The organism is Streptomyces sp. NPDC046335 (assembly GCF_055587985.1).
In genome coordinates this window covers 105,529-129,855 of the sequence record NZ_JBVJFF010000006.1, presented here as the reverse complement: position 1 = coordinate 129,855, position 24,327 = coordinate 105,529, and the positions used below count along the sequence as shown (strand labels likewise).

Sequence of the window (24,327 nt, the reverse complement as noted above, 5' to 3'; positions counted from 1 at the left end):
TCATGCGCCTACTTGACGGCGACGGGGTTGAGGGGGGAGCCGACGGCGCCCGTGATGGGCAGTGGCGCGGCGGTGAGCCAGAACGCGTGGACGCCGTCGGCCGCGCAGTCCTCGGCGAGCGCGTCCAGGTCCCGCATCTCGAAGCCCCAGGTGTCGGTGGCGATCGCGGCGATCTCCGTGCGGTGCAGCCACCCGGCCGTGGTGAGGGACAGGCCGGGGGGCCGGACCGCCCGCGTACTCGCCCCAGTGAGGTGGGCGGGCATGTGCTCGATGCCGGTGACGAGATCACCGTCGGAGGTGGGCCGTGCGGGAAGCCCTGGAGGCCGAGGGCGGCGTCCGTGCCGGTGTCGAGCATGGTGCGCACGGGGTTGGTCCGGCGCCGCCGGCCCTTCTGCGGCCCCTCCATGTCGAACCGCTGCGACAGCGAGAAGCTGACGCCCCGCCGCACCAGCGCCGCGCCCTCGCGGCGCTCGGCGTCGTCGTCGGCCTCCGGGTCGTGCCAGGGTCACCGGGCCACCTCGGCGACACAGCGGGTGCGCTGGGTGCCGAGCCCGGTGATGGCACCCTCCATGACGTCGCCGTCGCGCAGCAGGCGCCCCCAGTGCATGCCGTTCCCGGCCGGGGAGCCCGTCAGCACGAGGTCGCCGGGGAGCAGACGCGCGCTCCGCGAGGCGTACGACACCATCCGCGCCACGCCGAAGAGCATGTCGGCGGTGGACTCGTCCTGCATGGTCTCGCCGTTGAGCCGCAGGGTCAGCCGCAGGTCGCCCGGGTCGGCGATCGTCCCGGACGGCACGATCCACGGCCCGAGCGGCGTGAACCCGGGCGCGTTCTTCGAACGGAGCCAGTCGGTGCCGATCTGCGGCATGTCCCGCCGGAAGACCGTGGCCCGGTCGGTCAGGTCATTGGCGATCGTGTACCCGGCGACGTGCCCGAGCGCCTCTTCGACGGACACCCGGTGGGCGGGCCTGCCGATCACGGCGGCCAACTCCAGCTCCCAGTCGGGCTGTTCGGCCCAGGAGGGCAGCACCACGTCGTCGTACGGTCCCGTGACCGCGCTCGGCAGTCCGATGAACACGTACGGCAGATCCTCCGCGGCCCGCCGGTCCATGATCTGAGCGGCCTCCGCTCGCCGCTCGGCCTCGGGGCGGTCGTCACCGGGGGCGCGGTGGGCGACATGCAGGTCGATGACGTGCTGCCGGTAGTTGGCGCCGGACTGGAACACCTGGCGCGGCTCGACCGGGGCGTGCACATGGAGGCCCTTGAGCGGCCTGCGGGGCGCGGCGGTGTCGGCGGCCAGCTCGTGGAGACGCGGCGGCGCCTCGTCCCAGCGCTCCAGCAGGTCCCGGACCGTCAGCCGGCCCTCGTCGAAGGCGTGTCGCAGGTCGAGCACCTGACCATCGGGGCTCACGAGGGCGGGGAAGGGTGGCCCCCCGGGGGCCGAGAGGGTGCCGAGGGCGAAAGGCCCGGCGAAGAGCGCGACTGCGGGCTCGGGTATCACGGACGTGTCCTCCTGATTGCGGTGTGACCAATCTGGACCCGCGACCCACAATCAGGGAAATAGATTGTGTGGATGACTGTCATCCACGCTGTTTATGGTGCTGCCCCGGCGCTGCGCTGTCCGCGCTGTGCCGTCCGGCGCTGTGCTGTCCGGCACGGTGCTGTCCGCCACGGTGCCGACAGGATCGGCAGGGGAGCCGCATGAACCTGGCCCGTCTCGATCTCAACCTCGTCGTCGCCCTGCGTGCGCTCCTGGAGGAACGCAACGTCACCCGGGCCGGCGAACGCGTGGGCCTGAGCCAGCCCGCGATGAGCGCCGCCCTGGCCCGGCTCCGCAGACACTTCGGCGACGAACTGCTCGCCCGGGTCGGCGGCCACTACGAACTGACCGCCCTGGGCCAGGTGCTCCTGGACCGGACCTCCACCGCTTACGACATCCTGGAGCGCCTCTTCACCAGCCAGGCCGACTTCGACCCCGCGAGGGAGAGCCGGGAGTTCAGGCTCGTGGCGTCGGACTACGCCGTGGCGGTCTTCGGCACCGAACTCGCCCGCGTGGTCCACGACGAGGCCCCCGGCATCCGGCTGCGGTTCACCCAGGCCCCGCCCACCGCGGTCGACGACACCGGCGCGCTGCTGAGCACCATCGACGGGCTGCTCATGCCGCACGGCGTCATCAGCGACTTCCCCGCCACCGACCTCTACACCGACCGCTGGGTGTTCCTGGTCGCCGACGACCACCCCGGCGTCGGCGAACGGCTCACCCACGACGACCTCGCCCGGCTGCCCTGGGTCACCTACCAGCGGACCTACGACGCCCCGGCCATGCGTCAGCTCGCCATGCTGGGCATCGAACCGCGGGCCGAGGTGTCCGTCGACAGCTTCCAGTCGCTGCCGCTGCTCGTGGCGGGCACCCGGCGGGTGGCGCTCGTCCAGGCACGCCTCGCCCGGCTGCTCGCGCCGGTGGCCGCCGTCCGCGTGGTCGAGCCGCCGTACGAAGCGGTGCCGCTGCGGGAGGCCCTGTGGTGGCACCCGGTGCACACGCACGACGCCGCCCACATCTGGCTGCGCGAAACGGCGGCACGGGTGGGCGGACGGATCGCGGGGGAGGGGGAGGGTGTTGTGGGCGCGGGGTAGCGGCAGGAGTGTGTGCGGCGGGGCAGTGCGGCAGGGCTGTAGGGCTGCCGGGTGCGGCGGCTTCGCGGGGTGAGCGGTACCGCGCATGTACGGGGTGGGCGGTTACCGCGCATGTACGGGGTGGTGGGGGCGGTACCGCGCATGTACGGGGTGGGTGGCCCTGGGCTTACGGGACGAGTGGGCCGGTGGGCTCCCGGGGTGCTGCGGCCGGCTCGGCCACTCCTTCGTCGTCCTCGACGCCCATGTCCTCGCCGATCATGTCGTGCTCGGCGGCGTCCTCCGGGTCCTCGACCGCTCCCTCGTCCGGAGGGAGCAGCGGCTCGTCGTCGAGGGCGACCGGGAGTGCCTCGTCGAGCGGTTCGTCGGCCTGTGCCGTGCCGTCGACGGCCTCGTCGCCCTCGGCCGGCTCCGGCACGCCGAGCGCGGGATCGGGCCGTTCCTCGGAGAGCCGTTCCGCGAGGCTCTCGCCCTCGTGCTGCTCCTCCGCGGTGATGCCGGTGCGGGTCGCGCCGAGCGGGCGCTCCGGCGGTGTCCAGCCCTCGTCGTAGGGGTCGGACTCCTGGTCCCCGAGCGTGTCCTCCGGGTCGAGGATTCCGTCGTCCTCGCGTATCTCGTCCGCTTCGGGCTGGTAGACCTCGTCGCCCGTGACGTCCTCGTTCCCCATGGTTCCCGTACTCCTCACTGCGTGGCGCGTGCGGGTGTCCTGCCGTTGCTCTGCCGTGTATCCGCCATGGTCGGGAACATACGTGCCGACGTGCGGGACGGTCCGGCCGTTGGTCCGGCCGCGCCGCTCAGGGCCGCCATTCCAGGAGCAGCAGGGTCGCGTCGTCGCGGAGCTGGTTGTCCTGCCGGTCGAGGATGGAGTGGATGAGCTGGCGCAGGGCCTCCGGCGCCGATTCGCCCGCGGCGGTGGCCCGGATGATGCTGTCCACGAACCGTTCGAGGCCGAACTCGCCGCCGCCCCTGGTCCGCAGTTCGGTGACGCCGTCGGTGTACATCAGGACCCGGTCGCCCGGCAGCAGCGCCTCCTCGTGCACGACCCACTCCACGTCGGCGAGCGAGGCGGGCGTCCCCATGGGCGGCTGGGGAGCCCGTTCGAGGGCATGGTCGAGCACCCGGTGGTCCCGGATCAGCAGCGGCGGCGGATGGCCGCAGTTGCACCACCGCAGGACGCCCGAGGCCAGGTCGAGCTGGGCGAGGACGCCCGTACAGAACTGCTTGGGCAGCCACTGCGCGATCGCCTCCTGGATCTTCTCCACGAGCGAGGGCAGCTCGACCCCCGCCCGGCGGGCGTTGCGGCACCCCGCCATGGCCACGGCGGTGGTGAGGCCCGAGGCGAGGTTGTGGCCCATGGCGTCCAGGATCGCCACGTGCAGGGTGGACCGGGTCAGGGAGTGGTCGAAGACGTCACCGCCGATCTCGTACGCCGGTTCGAGGACGGCGGTCGAGACGACGTGGGAGTTGCCGATCGTCCGAGGGGGCAGGAAGGTCCGGAGCATCTCGGCGGGCAGCCGCATCTTGTCGGACCGTGTGAGCCGCGCGAAGCTGTCGCTGGACTGCCGCTTCGAGGTGATCGCCATGGCCAGGATGGACGCCAGGATCCGGCAGCGGCGCAGGGCCGTGCCGTCGAGGGACGGTGCCGTGGCGCCGATGACGCCGAGCCGCTCGGCCCCGTCGACCAGCGGCAGCCAGGCGGTGAGCCGGCCGTGGGCGCCCTCCTCGACGCGCAGCTCATGGGCGCGGTAGGCCGAACCGGCGATGGAGCTGTCCACGCCGAGGGTGGTCGGCCCGTCGGCCAGCGGCACCAGGTACCGCTGCTGGAGGTCGACCAGATACACGTCGATCCGGTCAAGGGCCACGGCGTCGGCGAACTGCTGGACCACCGCGGGAAGCTCCAGCGCGGCGGCCGCGTGGGCGGCGGTGAGCAGCTGTTCCAGGAGCTGCTCGCCGTGTCCTGGCACGCCGGGTCGACTCGACATCTGTGATCACCGCCTCAGGGGCAGTCTCACATCGCGCTCGCGATCCCGCCCGGCGCGGGCCGCCCGGGGCCCGGGTCTTCGGGGCCGGACAGGAGGGGTCCTTGGTCCCTCGTTCAGGTGAGGAAAGTCCCGGTAAGCGACCTTCTGTCCGCGGAATCACACCCGGGACCGCAGGAACCGCAGAAACCGCAGGACCAGGTGAGAGGAGAGCGCTGTGCCGCCGAGGGACGTGGGTGTCAGCAGCGTCAGCAGCCGACAGGATCGAGGGGTCCTGCGGGACCGGCGGCGCCCCCGGGAGGCCGGGCTCCGCCTCGTGGCGCCCGGCGAGCGGCGGCCCAAGGAGAGCGGAACCCCGGCCCCCGGCACCTCGCGGCAGGGGACGGGCGTGCCGTGCCGGCTGAGCCTGACGTCCCGCGACGTACGGGCCGCGGAGCGGTTCTACGGCCGGGTGCTCGGCTGGTGCCACGTACCGCTGCTCGGCTCGCCGGGCCGGCCGCGCTCGCTGCTCCTGAAGGCGGGCGAGCCGGTGGGGACGCTCAGCGGCACCACGTGTGACCTGGGCGTGCACGCGGGCTGGCTGCCGTACTTCGCCGTCGGGGACGTGGACGACACGGTGGGCAGGCTCCGTGAGCGCGGCGCCACGGTGGCGGTCGGGCCGCTGTCCGGCGACGCGGGCCGGGTCGCCGTGGTGGCGGGCCCCGATGACGCGGTCTTCGGCATACGGCAGCAGGCCCCCGACGGCCACCGGACGGTGGGGGATGGCGCTGGGGATGGCGCTGTCGCCCGCGTCGAACTGTTCACGCGCGACATCTTCGCCGCCGCCCTGTTCTACGGGGGCGTGCTCGGCTGGGCGTCGGGCGCCGGTGGCTGCTGCGGGGTGGAGTACATCGACGAGCGGATCGTGGTGCGGGACGGACCGCGCACGGTCGCCGTGCTGAGGGGCGGGACCGCGCCCGGAACCGGGGGCAGGCACCGCTGGCACGCGTGCTTCCGCGTGGCCGACGTGGACGCGGCCGTCGCCGCTGCCGTGGCCGGGGGCGGGCGCGTCATCACGCCGCCGGTCGGGCCGCGCCACCGGCGGGAGGCCGTACTGGCGGACCGCGAGGGCATGCCCTTCACGGTCGTGGCGGGCTGAGCCATGCCGCCCGTCGGGAGCGCGCGGATCGGAAATGCGCGCATGCGAATGCGAACGCGAACGCGTATCGAGAGTGCGCGAGTCGAGAGTGTGGAAGGTGAGCGCAGCATGTTTCTTCGGACGGCCGACGTGAACGAGGCCATCGACGAGGCCGGTCAGGCCGCCCCGAACGAGGCCGCCCCGAACGAGGTCACGCCGAACCACGTCACCCCGAACCACGTCACCCCGAACCACGTCACCCCGAACCACGTCACCCCGGACCAAGTCACCCCGAGCCAGGTCGCCCCGAAGGACGCGCGGGAACTGACGAAGCTCTTCTTCGAGCGGCTCCGGGAACTGACCGAGGGCTCGCCCGAGTACCGGTACACGCGCGACACGCTGATCGAGATGAACCTCTCCCTGGTGCACTACGTCGCAGGCCGGTTCCGCAACCGCGGCAACGGACATCTGGAGGACATCGTGCAGGTCGGCACGGTCGGGCTGATCAAGGCCATCGACCGGTTCGACATGGACCGCGGCTGCGAGTTCGTCTCGTTCGCCGTCCCCTGCGTCCTCGGGGAGATCAAGCGCTACTTCCGTGACACCAGTTGGGCCGTGCACGTCCCGCGCAGGCTCCAGGAGCTCCGCACCGAGCTGGTCACGTCCCAGGAGCGGCTCTCCTTCACCCTCGGCCGTGAGCCGACGGTCAAGGAGCTCGCTGCCGACCTCGGGGTGACCGAGGAGCAGGCGCTGGAGGGCGTCATGGCCGCCAACGGGTACGCCGCCGGGTCCCTGGACGCCCCGCAGGGCCTGGGCGACGAGAGCGAGACGTACGGGAGCGGCCGTTCGCTCGCCGACATCATGGGCGCCCACGACCCCGCCATCGAGGCCTTCGAGCACCTGCACGCCCTGGCACCGCTCCTGGCGGACCTGCCGGAACGCGAACGCCGCATCATCGAGATGCGCTTCGGCCAGGAGATGACCCAGGCGGAGATCGGCGCCGCCCTCGGCATCTCGCAGATGCACGTCTCACGGCTGCTCTCGCGCACGCTGGCCCGGTTGCGCGAGGGCCTGCTGACCCGGGACTGAGGTCGGACCGACGCCCCGGGGCGGCCAGTTCAGGTCTGGCTCAATGCGGGGTATTCGCGCCATCCGGAGGTATTCGTATGGGCCCGCCGTGAGCTCCCCGAGCCGCCGCAACGGAAACGGGACCTTCGTTCCGTCACTTCTCGCCACTCCTTGAACACGCAAGGTTACCGAAAGTCGCGGGTGCGGGATGAGATCCGTGCGCGTTCTCGGCAGAATCGGCACCGCGGCCGCCGCTCGCTCCCGGCGACGGCTGCTGGGGGAAGGGGCGCACAACGGGGAGTCCGCGCGTGTGGGGCGCGCGGGCTCCCCGCCCGGACCGGCCCGCGCGATGACCGGACCGGCCTGCGCGATGAGGGGCCCGCCCGTGGTTACGGTTCCGCCATGGCCGACTACCGCATCGAAACCGTACGCAACGGCGAACGCGACTGGACCGTCCGCAACGACCGCGGCGCCGAGGTCCGCGTCGCCGGCGCCAACGACCCCGCCGCTCAGCCCTCCTTCACCCCCGTCGAGCTGCTGCTCGCCGCGCTCGGCGGCTGTGGCGGGCTCGTCGTCGACAGCACCGCCCGCGCCGTCGACCACGACGGTCTGCGCATCGTCGTCGAGTCGGCGTCCCGGCCCGAGGACGACGGCCGCGTGGGCGCGGTCCGCGTCTCCTATGAACTCGCCCTGCCCGACGGGGACCCGGACACCGCCGAGGCGCTCGAACGTGCCATCCGGCTGACCCACGAGAAGTACTGCACGGTGAGCCGCACCGTCGAACACGGCGCCCGCGTCGAGGTGGCCGGGCCCGACGGGACGGTGCTGTTCATGGGCGGATGACCAGCGGATGACCATGTTGCGTGCGCTCCGCGTGGTTAGTTAGGTTAGCCTTGCCTAGCCAAGCGGGGGGAGGGATGGGCCCGCCCCGTCGGGCGACGCCGACCGCGCGGACCTCCGCGTACGCCGGTTCGCATCCGCATCCCCCCGTGAACGCCACGACCAGGCGTGCGAGTTCGTCGCACGGAGCTGTGGCGTCGTGACCACCACCGCCGCCGGGACCACCCCGGCGGCGGTGCCGATCCCCGCAGGAGCCCCGATGAACCAGACCCTGTCGCCCGAGCGGATACGCGCCGACGTCGCGGAGTTGCTGGACTGCGACCCCGCCGAGCTCGCGCCCGACGACAACCTGCTCGACCACGGTCTGGACTCGGTGCGCATCATGATGCTGATCGAGCGCTGGCGCGCGGCGGGCGCGGCCGCCGTGGAGTTCCCCGACCTCGCCGAACAGCCCGAGTTGGGGCACTGGACGGCACTTCTGACGGGCCGCGGCGCATGACGCGCGAGGACCACAGGCACCGCCACCTGGAGCGGATCGCCGAGGTCCGCGCGGGCCGGCACGCCGAGAAGGTGGGCTACCCGATCCATCTGCGCGAGACCGAGGTCGTGCGCACCGCCATGGTCGGCTCTGGCCTGCTGCGCGTGACCCTCGGCGGGCCCGGCGCGGAGGGCTTCGAGGCCCACGCCCCGGACGAGCACGTGAAACTGCTCTTCCCCGAACCCGACGGCTCGCTGCGCCTCCCGGAGCGGAACGGGGCGATGCTGCGCTGGCCGCGGCCCTCGCCCACCTCGCGGGAGTACACCGTCCGTCGCTACGACCCGGCCACCGCCGAGATCGACATCGACATCGCCCCGCACGACGGGGGCCTCGCCTCCGACTGGGCGGCCGCGGTCGAGCCCGGCGCCGTCATCCACCTCGCCGGACCTCCCGGCGGCCTGATCGTCCCGCACACATACGACCGCTATCTCCTCGCGGGCGACATCACGGCGCTGCCCGCCATCGCGCGATGGCTCGAAGAGCTGCCCCCGACCGCCAGGGGCTGGGCGTTCATCGAGGTCGCCGACGCCACGCAGGAGATCGAACTCTCCGCGCCCGAAGGCTTCGAGGTGCGCTGGCTGCACCGCGGCGACCGTGCCCCGGGTACCGGCGACGCACTGGCGCGGGCCGTGACCGCGGTGACCGTGCCCGAGGGCGAACGGATCTACGTGTGGGCCGCGGGCGAGGCGGGACAGATCAAGCCGCTGCGCCGCTGGGTCCGCGACGAACTGCGCCTGGACAAGGCCGACGCCGACATCACCGGCTACTGGAAGCGCGGCGTCGCCGACTTCGACGACGACCACTGACCCGCTTCACCCGTCTGCTCGACGACTGACGTCTCCGTCTCCGTCCCTGTTCGACGACTGACGTCCACTCACCTGCTTCACCCCACAGCGACCAAGGAGTTACCCATGTCCATACGCAGAACCTCGGGTCTGGCCGGTGCCGTGGCGCTGGCCCTGGCCGTCACCGGCTGCGGTTCGTCGTCCGACGGCGGCTCGGACAAGGCAGGGGACGGCAAGACCCGGGTGTTCGCCGCGGACAACGGCAAGATCACCATCCCGGCGAAGCCGAAGCGCGTGGTCGCCACCGGCTACGCCGTGCCCGTCATGATCGAGGCACAGGCGCCGCTGGTCGGCATCTCCTCGTGGAAGCGCGGCGAGCCGATGATGAGCAAGAAGGACCTGGCCGCCTACAAGAAGCTCGACAAGGTGGCGGGCGAGCAGGCGGCCGAGACCAACTACGAGGCCATCGCCGAGGCCGAGCCCGACCTGATCGTCATCGGTGTGCCGGCCCCGGTCCTCGGTGACATCGACATGAAGCGGCTGAAGTCCATCGCGCCCGTCGTCGCCATCGGCCCGACCGTGCCGTCCGCGTGGCGCGAGCAGTCCCGCAAGCAGGCCGACGCCGCGGGCGCGCTGAAGAAGTTCGACGCCACGCAGAAGGCGTACGAGAAGAAGGCCGCGGGCCTCGCGAAGAAGTACGAGAACGCGCTGCCCGACCTGAAGCTTGGCCACGTCGGCGCGTACGGCGAGGCCGCCAAGGGCACCTTCCAGCGCGAGTTCGGCGGCTCGTGGGGCACCAACATCGCTGAGGACGTCGGCGCGAAGTACTACGGCAAGGTCAAGAAGCCCGGTCCCGGTTCGCGCGCCGTCAGCGAGTACCCCTCCCTGGAGGAGCTGCCCGACGGGCTCGCCGAGGCCGACGCCATCACGTACTCGGTCAACGCCGACGGCAGCGTCCCCGAGTCGGTGAAGTACGTCATGGACTCCAAGCTGTGGAAGAACCTCCCGGCCGTCAAGGCCAAGAAGACCTTCCCGATCCGCTACACCGAGGCCGCGACCTACGGGCAGGCCATGCAGACCCTGGACGCGATCGACGAGTCGTTCGCGCCGCTCCTCACGTCGTGACCGCCGCGTGCCGCACGACCGAGGCGGCGAAGACGAAGCGGGGCGTGCCCCAGGCAGGGCTGCTCATCGGCGGCCTCGTGCTGCTCGCGGCGGTCGCCGTGGTCAGCATCGGTGTCGGCGCCCGCCCGGTTTCGCCCGCCGAGGTGGTGCGCGCGCTGCTCGACTACCAGGGCACCGACGACCACGTCATCGTGCGTGACGTCCGGGCGCCCCGCGCGCTGCTCGCCATCGCCGTGGGCGCCGCCCTCGCGGTGGCGGGCGCGCTGATCCAGACGCTGGCCCGCAACCCGCTGGCCGAGCCGGGCATCCTCGGCGTCACCGCCGGCGCCGGGTTCGCCATCACCCTCGGCTCCGGGCTCGGCTTCGCCGCCGGGCAGGCGGGCCAGCTGGGCTGCGCGGTCATCGGCTCGGCGCTGGCGGCCCTGCTCGTCGCCGCCGTCGGGCGCCGCTCGCCGCTGCGCCTCGTACTGACCGGCGTGGCCCTGACCGCCGTGCTCACCGGCGTCGCCCTGGGCATGCGGCTGATGCTCCCCGACGTCTTCGACGTCTACCGGTTCTGGTCGGTCGGCTCGCTGGCCGCCCGCGAACAGGCGCCGCTCGCCTGGCCGTTGACCGCCATCGTGGTGTGCCTGGCAGGCGCCCTCGTGCTGAGCAGGGCGCTCAACGCGCTGACCATGGGCGAGAGCGTGGCGCACACCCTGGGCGCCAACGTGAACCGGGTGCGCGGCATCACGCTCGTCCTCATCACCGTGCTCAGCGGGGCGGCGACGGCGGTGGCCGGGCCGATCCTGTTCGTCGGCCTCATCGTGCCGCACCTGGTCCGCAGGGTCGCGGCGGGCTCGGTGCCGTGGCTGATCCTCCACACGATGGTCCTCGGCCCGATCCTGCTGCTCGTCGCCGACATCGGGTCCAGGGTGCTGCTGCCCACCGGCGAGGTGCCGGTGGCCATCGTGACCGCGTTTCTCGGCGGCCCCATGCTGATCTGGGCCGTCCGCCGCTTCGGGGAGGGATCGCTGTGACCGCGCTCGTACCGCTGGCGCGCGGCCGGGTCAGGGTCGAACGCCGCACGGTCGTCCTCATCGCCGTGCTCGTCGCCCTGATGCTGGGCCTCGGCCTGCTCGGGCTCTGCTACGGCGCCTCCTGGTCGAGCCCCGGCGAGGTGTTCGCCGCGCTCAGCGGCTCCGACCCCTCCGTGGTCATCCAGGACTGGCGGCTGCCGCGGGTCCTCGCCGCCCTGGTCTTCGGCGCCGCGCTCGGCGTCGCGGGGGCCGTCTTCCAGAACCTGACCCGCAACCCGATGGGCAGCCCGGACGTCATCGGACTGGACGCGGGCGCCTACTCCGGCGCCCTGGTCGCCATCACCGTACTGTCCGGCACATCCGCCCAACTGGCCGTCGGCTCGGTCCTCGGCGGACTCGTCGTGGCCGCCACGATCTACCTGCTCTCGTTCGACAAGGGCTTCTCCGGGCTTCGCCTGGTGGTGATCGGCATCGCGGTCAACGCGATGGTGACCGCCGTCAACTCCTGGATCGTGCTCCGCGCCGAACTGGAGGTGGCGATCGCCGCCGTCGGCTGGAGCGCGGGCTCGCTCAACGGCGTCGGCTGGGACGACCTCGGCATCCCCTTCTCGGTCATCGGCGTGCTCCTCGTCGTCATGGCCACCCAGGCGCACGCCACGCACCAGGCGGCGCTCGGTGACGCGGTCGCCTCCGCCACCGGGGTCCGCCTGGACCGGCTGCGGCTGCTCATGGTCCTGATCGGCGTCGGCTGCACGGCCACGGTGACCGCCGTGACCGGACCGATCGTGTTCGTCGCCCTCGCCGCCCCGCAGATCGGCCGCAGGCTCGCGGGCGCCGCCGGCGTACCGCTGCTGCCCGCCGCGCTGACCGGCGCGGTACTGCTCCAAGGAGCCGACCTGATCGCCCAGATGCTGCTCGCCCCCGTCGCGCTCCCCGTCGGCGTGGTGAGCACCGCGATCGGCGGCTGCTACCTGATCTGGCTGCTGACCAAGGAGGTGAGGCGCGCGTGAGCGCACGCCTGACCGCGCGGGACATCACCCTGCGCTACGGAGACCGGGTGGTGTCCACACGGCTGAGCCTGGATGTGCCGGACGGCGCGTTCACCGCCATCGTGGGGCCCAACGCCTGCGGGAAATCCACCCTGTTGCGCGCGCTGGTACGCCTGCTGCGCCCCGCCTCGGGGCAGGTGGAGCTGGACGGCCGCGAGGTCGGCGGCTACCCGGCCAAGGCGCTGGCCAAGCAGCTCGGCTTCCTGCCGCAGGACCCGCTGGCGCCCGACGACATCAAGGTCCGCCAACTGGTGGGCCGCGGACGCTTCCCCCACCAGTCGATGCTGGCCCTGTGGTCGGCGGCCGACGAGGAGGCCGTCACCGGGGCGATGGCCGCCGCGGGCGTCGCCGACCTCGGCGACCGGCCCGTGCAGGAGCTGTCCGGCGGCCAGCGGCAGCGGGTGTGGATGGCCATGGTCCTCGCACAGCAGACGCCCTACCTGCTGCTCGACGAGCCGACGTCGTTCCTCGACATCACCCACCAGTACCAACTGCTCGGCCTGCTGGCGAAGTTGCGCGACGAAGGCCGCACCGTCATCGCCGTCCTGCACGACATCAACCAGGCGTGCCGCTTCGCCGACCACCTGGTGGCCATGAAGGGCGGCCGGATCGTCGCCGAGGGCGACCCCACGGACGTGGTGGACGCCGCGCTGATCAAGGACGTGTTCGACCTGCCGAGCATCATCGTCCCCGACCCGGTGACGGACACGCCGATGGTCGTCCCCACCCTGCAAGGAGAGTGACTTGAGCACCACAGGCGTGTCCTCGGACGGACTGCTCGCCCTGACCAGCGCCCAGCAGGGCATCTGGAACGCCCAACGCCTCGAACCGGACTCGCCGTACTACGTGGTCGGCGACGTGATCGAGATATCCGGCGGCGAGAGCGGCGAAGGCGGCGTGCCGGTCGACGTCGGCGCGCTGGTGGAGGCCGTACGGGCCACCACCGAGGAGGCCGAGACCCTGCGCCTGCGGGTGTACGAGACCCCGGACGGGCCGCGCCAGCGGGTCGGCGACGAGCCGGTCGAACCGCCCCGGGTCGTCGACCTCAGCGGCGAGGCCGACCCACACGCCGCGGCCCACGCCTTCGTCGACGCCGAGCGGGCACGGGCGGGCGAGGCGTGCCGGGACATGGTGGACCGGCCGCTGTACGCGCGTACCGTCATCAAGCTCTCCGACCGCGAGGTCTGGTACACCCAGCTCGGCCACCACCTGGTCTTCGACGGCTACACCGCCGCGATGCTCGCCCGCCGCACCGCCGCCCGCTACACGGCCCTCGTACGCGGCACCGAGCCCCGGCCGTCCACCTTCGGCGGCTTCGCCGCCCTCGTCGCCGCGGACCAGGCGTACCGCGAGAGCGACCGCTTCGCCGAGGACCGCGCCTACTGGGTCGAGCGGTTCACCCCGCTCCCCGAACTCGGCGACACCGGCACCGACACGGCCGCGGGCCCGCCCGACCGCACCCTGACCGCCCGCGCCGTCCTGCCGCCCGAGGAGATGGCGCGGCTACGCGAGTTCGCCGACCGCGAGGGTGTCACCTGGGGCGAGGCACTGATCGCCGGATACGCCGCGTTCCTGCACCGCGTGCTCGGCGGCACCGACGTGGTCTTCGCGCTGCCGCTGATGTGCCGCACGGGCTCCACCGAGCTGCGCACCCCCGCCATGGCGGTCAACGTGCTGCCCCTGCGGGTCACCGTGCGCCCCGGGGACGGCCTCGCGGTGCTGAGCAGGCGCGTCGCCGACGCCATGCGCGAGATGCGCGACCACCAGCGCTACCGCGGCGAGGACCTGCCGCGCGACCTCGGCGTGCCCGGCGCGGGCGCGCTGCTGCACGGCCGCGGCATCAACCTCAAGGCGTTCGACCTCACCCTCGACTTCGCGGGCGCCACCGGCGTGATGCGCAACGTCGCGGGCGGCCCGCCGGAGGACATGGGCCTGAGCGTCCTGCCCACCCGCGACGGCGGCCTCCTGTTCGGCTTCGAGGTCGACGCGAGGACCAGCGACCAGGCCGCGGTCGACGCCAAGCTGGCCGGTCTGCGGGCCCTGCTCACCGGGCTCACCGACGGGCTGCCCGTGGGCCGGATCGCCCTGACCGAGGACGCGGCAGGCACCCTCGCCGACTGGGCGCCGCCCGCCCTGCCGGGCACCCCGGCCGACGTGCCGACCGCGTTCGACGCGATGGCCGCCGCGGGACCCGGGCGCACCGCCCTGGTCTTCGGCGACGAGCGGCTCACCGCCGGGGAACTGGCGGACCGCGTACACCGGCTCGCCCGTGCGCTGCGGGCCCGCGGGATCGGGCCCGACGACGTGGTGGCCCTCGCGCTGCCCCGCTCGGCCGACGCCGTCGTCGCCCTCCTCGCGGTGATGGACGCGGGCGCCGCGTTCCTGCCGCTGGACGCCGCGCACCCGAGGGAGCGGCTGCGCGAGCTGATCGCCGACACCCGCCCCGCGCTTGTCCTGACCGACGGCACGGTCGACGGGCTCCCGTGGGCCACCCTGCTCGACGAGGCCGCCACGCTCTCCGGGGCGCCCCTCGAAGCCGCCGAACTCGCCGCGCCCCGGCACCCCGAACACCTCGCCTACGTGATCCACACCTCCGGTTCGACCGGGCGCCCCAAGGGCGTGCTCGGCCGGGTCGGCGGCCTCGCCGCGCTCCTGCACCACCAGCGCTCCACGGTCGTCGCCGAGGCCGAGCGGACCGCCGGCCGGCGCCTGCGCGCCTCGCACACCTACTCCTTCGCCTTCGACTCCGCCTTCGAGCACCTCATCTGGCTGCTCTGCGGCCACGAACTCCACGTGTACGACGCCGAGACCACCCGCGACGCCGACGACCTGCTCGCCGCGTACGTCCGCGACGGCATCGACGTCGTCGACACCACGCCGTCGATGGCCGCGCCCCTCATCGACAACGGCCTCGCCGACCGGCGGCCCCAGCTCCTCGTCCTGGGCGGCGAGGCCACCCCGCCCGCGCTCTGGCGGCGGATCACCGGGGCGGGCCTCAACGCGCGCAACATGTACGGGCCCACCGAGGCCACCGTGACCAGCACCGTCGCACGCGTCGAAGGCGAAGGGCCGACCATCGGCCGCCCCCTCGCGGGCACCGGCGTCCGCCTCCTGGACAGCGCCCTCCAGCCGGTCCCGCACGGCACCGCGGGCGAGCTGTACCTCGCCGGGCCGCACCTGGCCCGCGGCTACCTCGGCCGGCCTGGGGCGAGCGCCGAGCGCTTCGTCGCCGACCCGTTCGGCGCGCCGGGCGCCCGCATGTACCGCACCGGCGACCTCGGCCGCTGGGTGCCGGGGCGCGGCCTGGAGTACCTGGGCCGCGGCGACGGCCAGGTCAAGATCCGCGGTCACCGCGTGGAGACCGGCGAGGTCGAGGCCGCGCTCGGCGCGGTGCCCGGAGTCACCTCCGCGGCGGCGGCCGTGCGCGCGAACCGCCTCGTCGGCTACGTCGTCTCCGCCTCGGTCACCGCGGACGCGGTGCGCGCAAGGCTCGCCGAGCGGCTGCCGGACCACATGGTCCCCGCGGCCGTGGTGGTCCTCGACGAACTCCCCGTCACGACCAACGGCAAGCTCGACCGTGCCGCCCTGCCCGCGCCCGCCTCGGCCGGCGGCGGCCGCGAGCCGAGCACCGCCAACGAACGGCTGCTCTGCGCGGTCCTCGCCGAGGTCTTCGAGGCCGACCGGGTCGGTGTGGACGACGACTTCTTCGCCCTGGGCGGCGACAGCATCACCGCCATCACCATCAGCAGCCGCCTGCGCGCCAAGGGCATCGAGCTGCGCCCCCGGGACCTCCTCGCCCGCCGCAGCTTCGCCGCCCTGGCGGCCGCAGCGAAGCCGGTGGAGAACACCCCGCGGCAGGTGGACGACGCCACCGGGCCCGTGCCCGCGCCGCCGATCGTGCGCGGCCTCCTCGACCCGCACCCGGACGTCGACACCGTCGCCGACTACGCGCAGTGGACCGCCCTGCGCGTGACCGAACTCCCCCTGGCCGACCTGACATCGGGCGTACAGACCGTACTCGGCCACCACGACGCCCTGCGGCTCCGCGTGGCCGACGGCCTGGAGGTACTGCCTCGCGGGACCGTACGAGCGAACGTACGCGAGGTCCCCGCAACAGACGTGGCGTCGCTCGCCCGGAGTCTCGCCGGGGAGCTCGATCCGCGTACGGGAGACCTGCTGCGGGTGGCGCTGGTCCGCACCGGCGAGGGTGAGCCCGACCGGCTCGTCGTCGTCGTGCACCACCTCGCCATGGACGGCGTGTCCTGGCGCGTCCTCCTGCCCGACCTGCACACGGCCTGCACGGGCGGCACCCTCGACCCGGCCGGCGCCTCCTGGCGGCGCCACGCCAAGCTCCTCGACGAGCAGGGCCGTACCGGCGCACGGCAGGCCGAACTCGGCCACTGGCGCACCGCGCTCGCCTCCGCCACCCGCATCGGCGCCCGGCACCTCGACCCGGCGCGGGACACGGTCGCCACCGCCCACCGCTCGGTCACCGTCGCCTCGCCCGAGGTCACCGAAGCGCTGCTGACCACCCTGCCCGCGGCCTACCGCGCCGGCGTCGACGAGGTGCTCCTCGCCGCACTCGTACTCGCCCTGCGCGAGCACGGCGTGGACGGCGACGCCATGACCGTCACCATGGAGGGCCACGGCCGCGAACACCTCGACCTGGCCCGCACGGTCGGCTGGTTCACCAGCGAGTACCCGGTGCGCGTGGAGGCCGCGGGTGACGTCGGCCGCATCCTGCGCGCGGCCAAGGAGGCCAGGCGCGCCGTCCCCGACGGCGGCATCGGCTACGGCGTCCTGCGCTGCCTCGACCCGGCGGTCGACGACGAGTTCAGGGACGTACCGGCACCGGACGTGCTCCTGAACTACCTGGGCCGCTTCGCCCCGCTCTCCGCCGCCGGGTGGCGCCTGCCGGAGCGGGACGCCTTCGCGGTGACCGAGCCGGACGCCAAGGCCCTGGAGCAAGTCCTCGCCCTCAACTGCTTCGTCCACGAGGAGGGCGCTCCCCGGCTCGCCGTCGAGTGGACGGCCGCGACCGAGATCTTCGGCGCCGAGGCCGTCGAGGCGTTGCAGGCGGCCTGGGCCAGGGCGCTGGACGCGCTGGCCCAGCACGCGCTGCACACCTCGGGCGGACTCACCCCGTCGGACCTGCCGCTCGTCGACCTCGACCAGGCCGCCATCGACGTACTCGAACGCACCGAAGGTGCCGGCCGCATCGCCGACGTCCTGCCCGCCACGCCGCTCCAGGTGGGCCTCTCCTTCCACACCCTGGTCCGCGACGACCTCGACACCGACGTCTACGTCGTCCAGGCCGTGACGACCCTGGCCGGCGAGCTGGTACCGGACCGCATGGCCGAGGCCGCGCGTGAACTGCTGCGCCGCCACCCCGCCCTGCGCGTGTACCTGGCCACGGCCGGGGACGACGTGGTGCAGGTGATCCCCGCCGACGTCGCCCTGGACTTCACGCGGGACGACCGGTTCGAGGACGCCGTCCGCGCCGAGCTGGAGCGCCCCTTCGACCCGGCACGGCCCCCGCTGATCCGCTTCCTGCTCTCCCGCGTCGGCCCGGCCGAGCACAAGCTCGTCATCACCAACCACCACGCCCTGCTCGACGGCTGGTCGATGCCGCTGGTCGGCCGCACCCTGCTCGCGATCTACGCCGAGCTGAGCGGCGGCCCCGCCGCTCCCACCGCCCCGCCGCTCTCCGAGTACTTCCGCTGGCTCGCGGACCGGGACCACAAGGTGTCACTGGACGCCTGGCGGGAGACCCTGGCCGGGGTCGACGAGGCGACGCGCCTCGCGCCCGCCAGCACCGGGACCGGCGTCGAGCGGCCGGGCCGCGTGAGCGTCGGGCTCGGGCAGGAGTTCAGCGACCGGCTGCGGTCGTTCGCCCGTGAGCAGGGCGTCACCCTGACCACGGTGCTCCAGACGGCCTGGGGCCTGCTGCTCGGCAGGCTCACGGGGCGCCGTGACGTCGTGTTCGGCTGCCCGGTGTCCGGGCGGCCCGCCGAGGTCGGGGGCGTCGAGTCGATGATCGGCCAGCTCGGCACCACCATCCCGGTGCGCGTGCGCCACACTCCGGACCGGACGGCCCGTGACCTGCTCGCGGACGTGCACGCCGAGAGCGTGGCGCTCGCCGACCACCACCACATCGGCCTGCCCGAGATCCAGCGGGCCATGGGCGTCGGTGAACTCTTCGACACCATGCTGGTGATGGAGAACTTCCCGCTGTCCAGCAGGAAGCGCACCCCGCTCGCCCCCGGGCTCGACCTGGCCGGGGTGGACATCACCGACGCCACGCACTACGCCCTGACCGTCATCGTCATCCCCGACGACGAGATCACCATCGGCCTCGGCTACCAGCCGCGCGCGTTCGCCGAGTCGACCGTGGAGGACTACGGCCGCTGGCTGGTCAACCTCCTGCGGGAGATCGTCGAGGACCCGGCGCGGCCGGCGCTCCGGCTGCCCGCGCTCGACCCCGCCGAGCGGGAGCGGGTGCTGCGCACCGGCACCGAGATCGTCGCGGCCAAGGAACGCGGCCCCTGGCTGGCGGAGTTCGCCGCCCGGGTCCGCCACAAGCCCGACGCCGAAGCCCTGGTCTGCCGCGACCGCAGCCTCACCTACGAGGAGCTGGACCGGCAGGCCAACCGGCTCGCCCACGCGCTGATCCGGCGCGGGGTACGGCCGCAGGACCCGGTGGCGGTCCTGCTGGGGCGTGACATCGAGATGACCGTGGCCCTGTTCGCCGTGGCCAAGGCGGGCGCGGTGTACGTGCCGATGGACGCGAGCTACCCACGCGAACGCCTCGCGTACATGCTCGACGACATCGTCCCTGCGGCCGCCGTGACGACCGGCGCCGACGTCCCCTCCGCCCGCGACATCCCCGTACTGCGGCTCGACGACCCCGCCACGCTGGCGTCGATGCCCGACACCGACCCGGCAGAGGCACGCGCCAGGCTCACCGACGACGCGCTCGCCTACGTCATCTACACCTCCGGCACCACCGGGCGCCCCAAGGGCGTCGGCGTGACCCACCGCGGCGTGCCCGACCTGATCGCGCTCCAGGAGGAGGTCGTCGGGGTCACCGAGCACGACCGGTACCTGCACTTCGCCTCCACCAGCTTCGACGTGGCGTTCTGGCAGACCATGGTGCCGCTGCTCTCCGGCGGCACGTCCGTGATCGCCCCGGAGGAAGTGCGGGTACCCGGCGACGAGTTGCTCGACTACATCGTCGAGCACCGGGTGACCGGCGTGAACCTGCTGCCGTCGTTCCTGGCCGCCATGCCCGACGACCGCACCGTCGACCCTGACGTGTTCTTCGTCGTCGGCGCCGAGCGGCTCGACCCTGAGCTGGCGCGCCGCTGGGGAACGGGCCGCAAGGCGCTCTTCAACGCCTACGGCCCCACCGAAGTCACCATCAACGCCGTGACCTGGCACTACGACCCGGCGGACCCCGGGCCACTGCCGATCGGCCGCCCCGACCCCAACGTCCGCGCCTACGTGCTCGACGGCGGACTCCAGCCCGTCGGCACCGGCGTCACGGGCGAGTTGTACCTCGGCGGACCCAGCGTGGCCCGCGGCTACCTGGGCCGCCCGGGACTGACCGCATCGGCGTTCGTCGCCGACCCCTTCGGCACGCCGGGGGAGCGGATGTACCGCACCGGCGACCTCGTGCGCCGGCGGCCCGACGGACAGCTCGTCTTCCTCGGCCGCGTGGACCACCAGGTCAAGATCCGCGGCTTCCGCGTCGAGCTGGGCGAGATCGAGTCCACACTGACCCGCCACCCCGACGTCCGCGCCGGCGCGGTGATCATCCGGGACGACCGGCTCGTCGGCTACGTCATCCCGACCGACGGCGCCGACCTGGACACCGCCAAGGTGCGCGCGTACCTGGCGGAGGAGCTGCCGGACCACATGGTGCCGACCGTGCTCGTGCCCATCGACCGGCTGCCGCTCACCCCGGGCGGCAAGCTCGACCAGAGCGCTCTGCCCGCCCCTGAGATCGCCTCCGCCGCCCGGCGCGAACCGGCCACCGAGGCCGAGGCCGTGCTGCTCGGCGTCTTCCGTGACGTCCTCGGCACCGATGACATCGGCCCCGACGACGCGTTCTTCACCATCGGCGGCGACAGCATCGTGTCGCTGCAAGTGGTCTCGCGGGCCCGTCGCCAAGGGCTCGGCCTGACCGCGCGGGACGTCTTCGAGGGGGAGACGGTCGCGGGCATCGCCGCCCGGGCCCGCGCCCTGGACGGCGGCACGGCACCCGCGACCGGCGACGCGCCGCTGACCCCGGTCATGCGCGACCTGCTGCGCCGCGCGGGCACCGCCGCCGACGGCTTCTGCCAGTGGGTGGAGGTCTGCGTCCCGCCGGGCGGCGACGAGTCGGCCTGGCGGGCCGTGCTCGACGCCGTCCTCGCCCGGCACGACATGCTGCGCGCCCACCTCTCCGGCGACGTGCTGCGCGTCCCGCCGGTCGGCGCCGTGACCGCCGCCGAGGTCCTGACCCGCGTACCGGCCACGGACGACATGCGTACCCAGATCGCGTCGCACATCGCCGAGATCCGCGCGTCGATGGACCCGCGCACCGGTCCGCTGCTGCGCGCCCTGTGGGTGGACGCCGGGCCGGAACGTCCGGGCAGGCTCGTCCTGATCGCCCACCACCTCGTGGTCGACGGGGTCTCCTGGCGCGTACTGCTCGACGACGTGGAGCACGCCCACTCCGGCGGCACGCTGACCCGGCACGGCCAGTCGTTCGTCGGCTGGGCGCGCTCCCTGCGCGACGCCGACCGGCGGGCCGAACTGCCGCACTGGCGGCGGATGACCGCCACCCCGGCGCTCACCGAGGCACTCGACCCCGCACGGGACACCGTGGCCACCGCCGCGCACCACGAGATCTGGCTCGACGCCGAAGCGACCCGCGCCCTGATCACGACCCTGCCCGCCGCCCACCGCACCACCCCGGACGCCGTACTGCTCACGGCCCTCGCCCGGGCGGTACGCGACTGGCGCGGCACCCCGGAGCTCCTGGTCGCGCTGGAGAGCCACGGCCGGCCGCCGCAGGTCGACCTCTCCCAGACGGTCGGCTGGTTCACCGCCGTCCACCCCGTACGGCTCGACGCGGGCGACGACATCCAGGCGGTCAGGGAGCGGCTGCGGGCCCAGGGCGACGGCCTCGGCCACGGCATCCTCACCTCGGCGCACCTGCTCGACCCCGTACGGCCGGAGGTCGCCTGGAACTACCTCGGGCAGTTCCCCGGCGCCCCGGCGAAGGAGACGGCGTGGCAGGCACCGCCGGACGCCGACCCGCTGGGCTCCGGCGGCACCGACGGACTGCCGCTGCCGCACGCCCTGATGATCAACGCCCTGGTGCGCGACGACGCGCTCGGCATCCGGATCACCTGGCCGTCCGCGCTGTTCACCGCCGAGGAGGTCGAGGACCTGGCCGAGCACCTGCGCATCGCCGCTCGGAGCGTCGCCGCCGCACCGGAGATCAAGGGGCTCGGCGGAGGCCGCCCGGTCGCCGAGGTCCAGCCGCTCACCCCGCTCCAGGAGGTGATGCTGCGGCACTCGCGCACCGAGCGCCCCGACCCGTACACCGTCCAGTCGGCGTTCACCCTCGCGGGACACCTCGACGTCGACGCCCTGCACGCCGCGGGCGCCGACCTCCTGGCCCGGCACCCGAACCTGGGCGCCGTCTTCCCCGCGGACCTCGCGGTGATCCCCGAATCGCCGCGCCCCGACTGCCGGGTGTCCGACGAGCCGCCCGAGGAGGTGCTGGCGGCCGACCTGGCCGAGCCGTTCGACCTCGCCGAGGGACCGCTCGTCCGCCTGACCGTCATCCGGCGCGAACCGGACCTGGCCGACCTGGTCCTGACCACCCATCACGTACTGTCCGACGGCTGGTCGGCCCCGCGTATCCTCACCGAACTGTTCGCCCTCTACACCGCGCGCGTCCGGGGTGAGGAGCCCCGCCTGCCCGCGCCCGTGCCGTTCGCCGACTATCTGCGCCGGCGGTCCGAGCACGAGCCGGACCTCGACGCCTGGGCCGCCGAGCTGGACGGCCTGCCCGAAGGCGACTACCTCACCCGTGACTTGAACGGCGGTGACGTGGGCCCCGCCTGGCAGGAGCCCACACTCATCGAGTTCGACGCGGCGCTGGTGGACGGTCTCTCCGACCTCGCAGCCCTCCACGGCCTGACCAGGAACACGCTGGTCCAGGGCGCCTGGTCGCTGCTCCTCGCGCGGCGCTCCGGCCGCGAAGACGTCTGCTTCGGCGCCATGGTCGCCTGCCGGCCGCCGGAGGTGACGGGCGTCGAGGAGATCATCGGCCTGCTGGCCAACACCGTGCCCGTACGAGCACGGCTCAGCGGCACGCTCGCCGAGACGCTCGCCGATCTCCAGGCCCGGCAGCAGGCGTTGGTCGAGCACCACCACGTCGCCCTGACCGACCTGGAACGGCTGACCGGCCGCCGCAGGCTCTTCGACAGTCTCGTGGTCTTCGAGAACTACCCGGTCGACCCCGACCGGCTCCGCGAACCCGCCCCCGGGCTCACGGTCGTCGGGACCCGCTTCCGCGAGTCCACCCACCACCCGGTGACCCTGACGGTCATGCCGGACGGCGACGGCTGGACGGGCGTACTCGGCCACCGCGCCGGGGTGGACATCGACGGACTCGCCGACGAACTGCTCGACGTACTCCGTACGCTGGGCAGCCACCTGGACGCCGACGTGTCCGCACTCCTGGAGCGCCCGTGAGCGAGAAGGCGGCGAACGAGACGGTGGAGGCGCCACCCGCGCGGGTCGACGCCGGGCTGCTGCGGATCGCGTTCATCCTGGTGCTCGGCACCTTCATGGCCACGATCGACGCCACGATCGTCAGCGTCGGCATCGACACCCTGGCCGCGGAGTTCGACGCCTCGGTCACCGAGATCCAGTGGGTGTCCACCGCCTATCTGCTGGCCGTCGTGGGCGCCGTGCCCGCGTCCGGCTGGCTCGCCGGGCGGTTCGGCGGACGGCGGACCTGGCTCGCCGCCATCGGGGTGTTCCTGCTCGGCTCGGTGCTGTGCGCCCTTGCCTGGTCGGCGCCCAGCCTGATCGTGTTCCGGGTGATCCAGGGCCTCGGCGGCGGGCTGCTCCCCGCGACAGGGCAGGCGCTGCTCGCCCGTGCCGCGGGGCCCGGCCGCACCGGCCGGGTGATCAGCATCGTCGCGGTCGTCCCGCTCTTGTCACCGGTCCTCGGCCCGCTGGCCGGCGGCTCCATCCTCGGCGTGGCGCCCTGGCCGTGGCTGTTCCTGGTCAACCTGCCGATCGGCGCGGCCGCGGTCCTGCTCGCCCGCCGCCATGTGCCGGACGTACCGCCCTCCGCCGAGCGCACGGCGTTCGACCTGCGCGGGGCGGCGCTGCTCTCACCCGGCCTCGCCGTACTGGTCTACGGGCTGACCGAGGTCTCGCACGGCGGCACCCTGTCGGCCACGGCCGGCATCGTCGCGGGTGTGGCGATGCTGGCCGGGTTCACCGTCCACGGCCTGCGTACGCGCGGCACACCGCTGGTCGACCCCCGCCTCTTCACCCGGCCGCCGTTCGGCGCCGCCGCGCTCGCGCTGCTCGTACTGGGCGCGTCGGTGTTCGGCACGATGTTCCTGCTGCCGCTGTACTTCCAGACGGGCCGCGGCCTGTCCGCGTTCGAGGCCGGGCTGCTCCTGGCCCCGCAGGGGGTGGGCGCGGCGGCCGGGTCGGTCCTGGTCAACCGTACGATCGACAAGGTCGCCCCGCGCACCCTGGTGGTCACCGGCATCGGTCTGATCCTCCTGGGCACGATCCCGTTCACCCAGCTCGGCCACGCGCCCCCGGACGCGTTGATCGCCGTGGCGCTCGCGGTACGGGGCGTCGGCATGGCCATGATCGGCGCGCCGGTGATGAACATCGTCTACAGCCGCATCGAGCCCGCCCAGCTCCCTCGCGCCTCGGGAGCGCTCAACCTCCTCAACACGGTGGGCGGTTCGCTCGGCACGGCGGTGCTCGCCGTGGTCCTACAGAGCCGCCTCACCACCCGTGGCCAGGACGTTCCCCAGGCGTTCGCCGACACCTTCTGGTGGGTGCTCGGCTTCTGCCTGCTCGCGGCGGCGGGCGCGACGAGGCTGCCGAGGACGTCGAACCAGAAGCGTCCCGCTGCATGA

The 24,327-nt window shown here is 73.5% G+C and carries 15 protein-coding genes and 1 pseudogene; 12 read left to right on the top strand and 4 right to left on the bottom strand.

What is annotated here, in order from left to right; genetic code table 11:
• Positions 1-8: 8 nt before the first annotated feature.
• Both ACZ6JY_RS16060 and ACZ6JY_RS16055 read right to left on the bottom strand, forming a co-directional pair.
• Positions 9-481: pseudogene (locus ACZ6JY_RS16060) on the bottom strand (cyclase family protein); the annotation flags it as partial.
• A gap of 24 nt (positions 482-505) precedes the next feature.
• Positions 506-1,501 carry a fumarylacetoacetate hydrolase family protein gene (locus ACZ6JY_RS16055; RefSeq protein ID WP_469196391.1) on the bottom strand — a complete coding sequence of 332 codons (996 nt, stop codon included), beginning with the start codon at positions 1,499-1,501 and terminating at the stop codon, positions 506-508.
• A 200-nt stretch (positions 1,502-1,701) separates the two neighbouring features.
• Here ACZ6JY_RS16055 and ACZ6JY_RS16050 point away from each other — a divergent pair, with 200 nt between their 5' ends.
• Positions 1,702-2,634, top strand: a complete 933-nt coding sequence (locus ACZ6JY_RS16050; protein WP_469196389.1) for a LysR family transcriptional regulator — start codon at positions 1,702-1,704, stop codon at positions 2,632-2,634.
• A gap of 166 nt (positions 2,635-2,800) precedes the next feature.
• Here the strand turns inward: ACZ6JY_RS16050 and ACZ6JY_RS16045 are convergent, their stop codons facing one another.
• A complete protein-coding gene (locus ACZ6JY_RS16045) occupies positions 2,801-3,298 on the bottom strand; it encodes a DUF5709 domain-containing protein (protein ID WP_469196387.1) in 498 nt (165 codons plus the stop codon).
• Positions 3,299-3,425: 127 nt separating this feature from the next.
• On the bottom strand, positions 3,426-4,613 hold the full coding sequence (locus tag ACZ6JY_RS16040) for a PP2C family protein-serine/threonine phosphatase (RefSeq protein WP_469196385.1): 1,188 nt from the start codon (positions 4,611-4,613) through the stop codon (positions 3,426-3,428).
• A gap of 214 nt (positions 4,614-4,827) precedes the next feature.
• On the opposite strand from ACZ6JY_RS16040, the gene ACZ6JY_RS16035 reads away from it, so the two are divergent.
• From ACZ6JY_RS16035 to ACZ6JY_RS15985, 11 genes are all read left to right on the top strand, one after another.
• Entirely contained in the window at positions 4,828-5,748 is a 921-nt protein-coding gene (locus ACZ6JY_RS16035) for a VOC family protein (RefSeq protein WP_469196383.1), read from the top strand.
• A 108-nt stretch (positions 5,749-5,856) separates the two neighbouring features.
• A complete protein-coding gene (locus ACZ6JY_RS16030) occupies positions 5,857-6,816 on the top strand; it encodes an RNA polymerase sigma factor SigF (RefSeq protein ID WP_469196381.1) in 960 nt (319 codons plus the stop codon).
• Between the two features lie 381 nt (positions 6,817-7,197).
• Positions 7,198-7,638, top strand: a complete 441-nt coding sequence (locus ACZ6JY_RS16025; protein WP_469196379.1) for an OsmC family protein — start codon at positions 7,198-7,200, stop codon at positions 7,636-7,638.
• Between the two features lie 256 nt (positions 7,639-7,894).
• The gene (locus tag ACZ6JY_RS16020) at positions 7,895-8,134 is read left to right on the top strand and encodes a phosphopantetheine-binding protein (RefSeq protein WP_469196950.1); all 240 of its coding nucleotides are present in this window, start codon (positions 7,895-7,897) and stop codon (positions 8,132-8,134) included.
• Positions 8,131-8,979 (top strand): siderophore-interacting protein, encoded by an 849-nt coding sequence (locus tag ACZ6JY_RS16015; RefSeq protein ID WP_469196377.1) that lies wholly within the window; start codon positions 8,131-8,133, stop codon positions 8,977-8,979. The genes ACZ6JY_RS16020 and ACZ6JY_RS16015 overlap by 4 nt, the downstream gene beginning before the upstream one ends.
• A gap of 105 nt (positions 8,980-9,084) precedes the next feature.
• Positions 9,085-10,083 (top strand): ABC transporter substrate-binding protein, encoded by a 999-nt coding sequence (locus tag ACZ6JY_RS16010; protein ID WP_469196375.1) that lies wholly within the window; start codon positions 9,085-9,087, stop codon positions 10,081-10,083.
• The gene (locus tag ACZ6JY_RS16005; RefSeq protein WP_469196373.1) at positions 10,080-11,102 is read left to right on the top strand and encodes a FecCD family ABC transporter permease; all 1,023 of its coding nucleotides are present in this window, start codon (positions 10,080-10,082) and stop codon (positions 11,100-11,102) included. Before ACZ6JY_RS16010 ends, ACZ6JY_RS16005 begins: the two co-directional genes overlap by 4 nt.
• Positions 11,103-11,182: 80 nt before the next feature.
• A complete protein-coding gene (locus tag ACZ6JY_RS16000) occupies positions 11,183-12,112 on the top strand; it encodes a FecCD family ABC transporter permease (protein ID WP_469196949.1) in 930 nt (309 codons plus the stop codon).
• A complete protein-coding gene (locus tag ACZ6JY_RS15995) occupies positions 12,109-12,894 on the top strand; it encodes an ABC transporter ATP-binding protein (protein ID WP_469196371.1) in 786 nt (261 codons plus the stop codon). The genes ACZ6JY_RS16000 and ACZ6JY_RS15995 overlap by 4 nt, the downstream gene beginning before the upstream one ends.
• Before the next feature lies 1 nt (position 12,895).
• Positions 12,896-22,906 carry an amino acid adenylation domain-containing protein gene (locus ACZ6JY_RS15990; RefSeq protein ID WP_469196369.1) on the top strand — a complete coding sequence of 3,337 codons (10,011 nt, stop codon included), beginning with the start codon at positions 12,896-12,898 and terminating at the stop codon, positions 22,904-22,906.
• On the top strand, positions 22,903-24,327 hold the full coding sequence (locus ACZ6JY_RS15985; RefSeq protein WP_469196367.1) for an MDR family MFS transporter: 1,425 nt from the start codon (positions 22,903-22,905) through the stop codon (positions 24,325-24,327). The genes ACZ6JY_RS15990 and ACZ6JY_RS15985 overlap by 4 nt, the downstream gene beginning before the upstream one ends.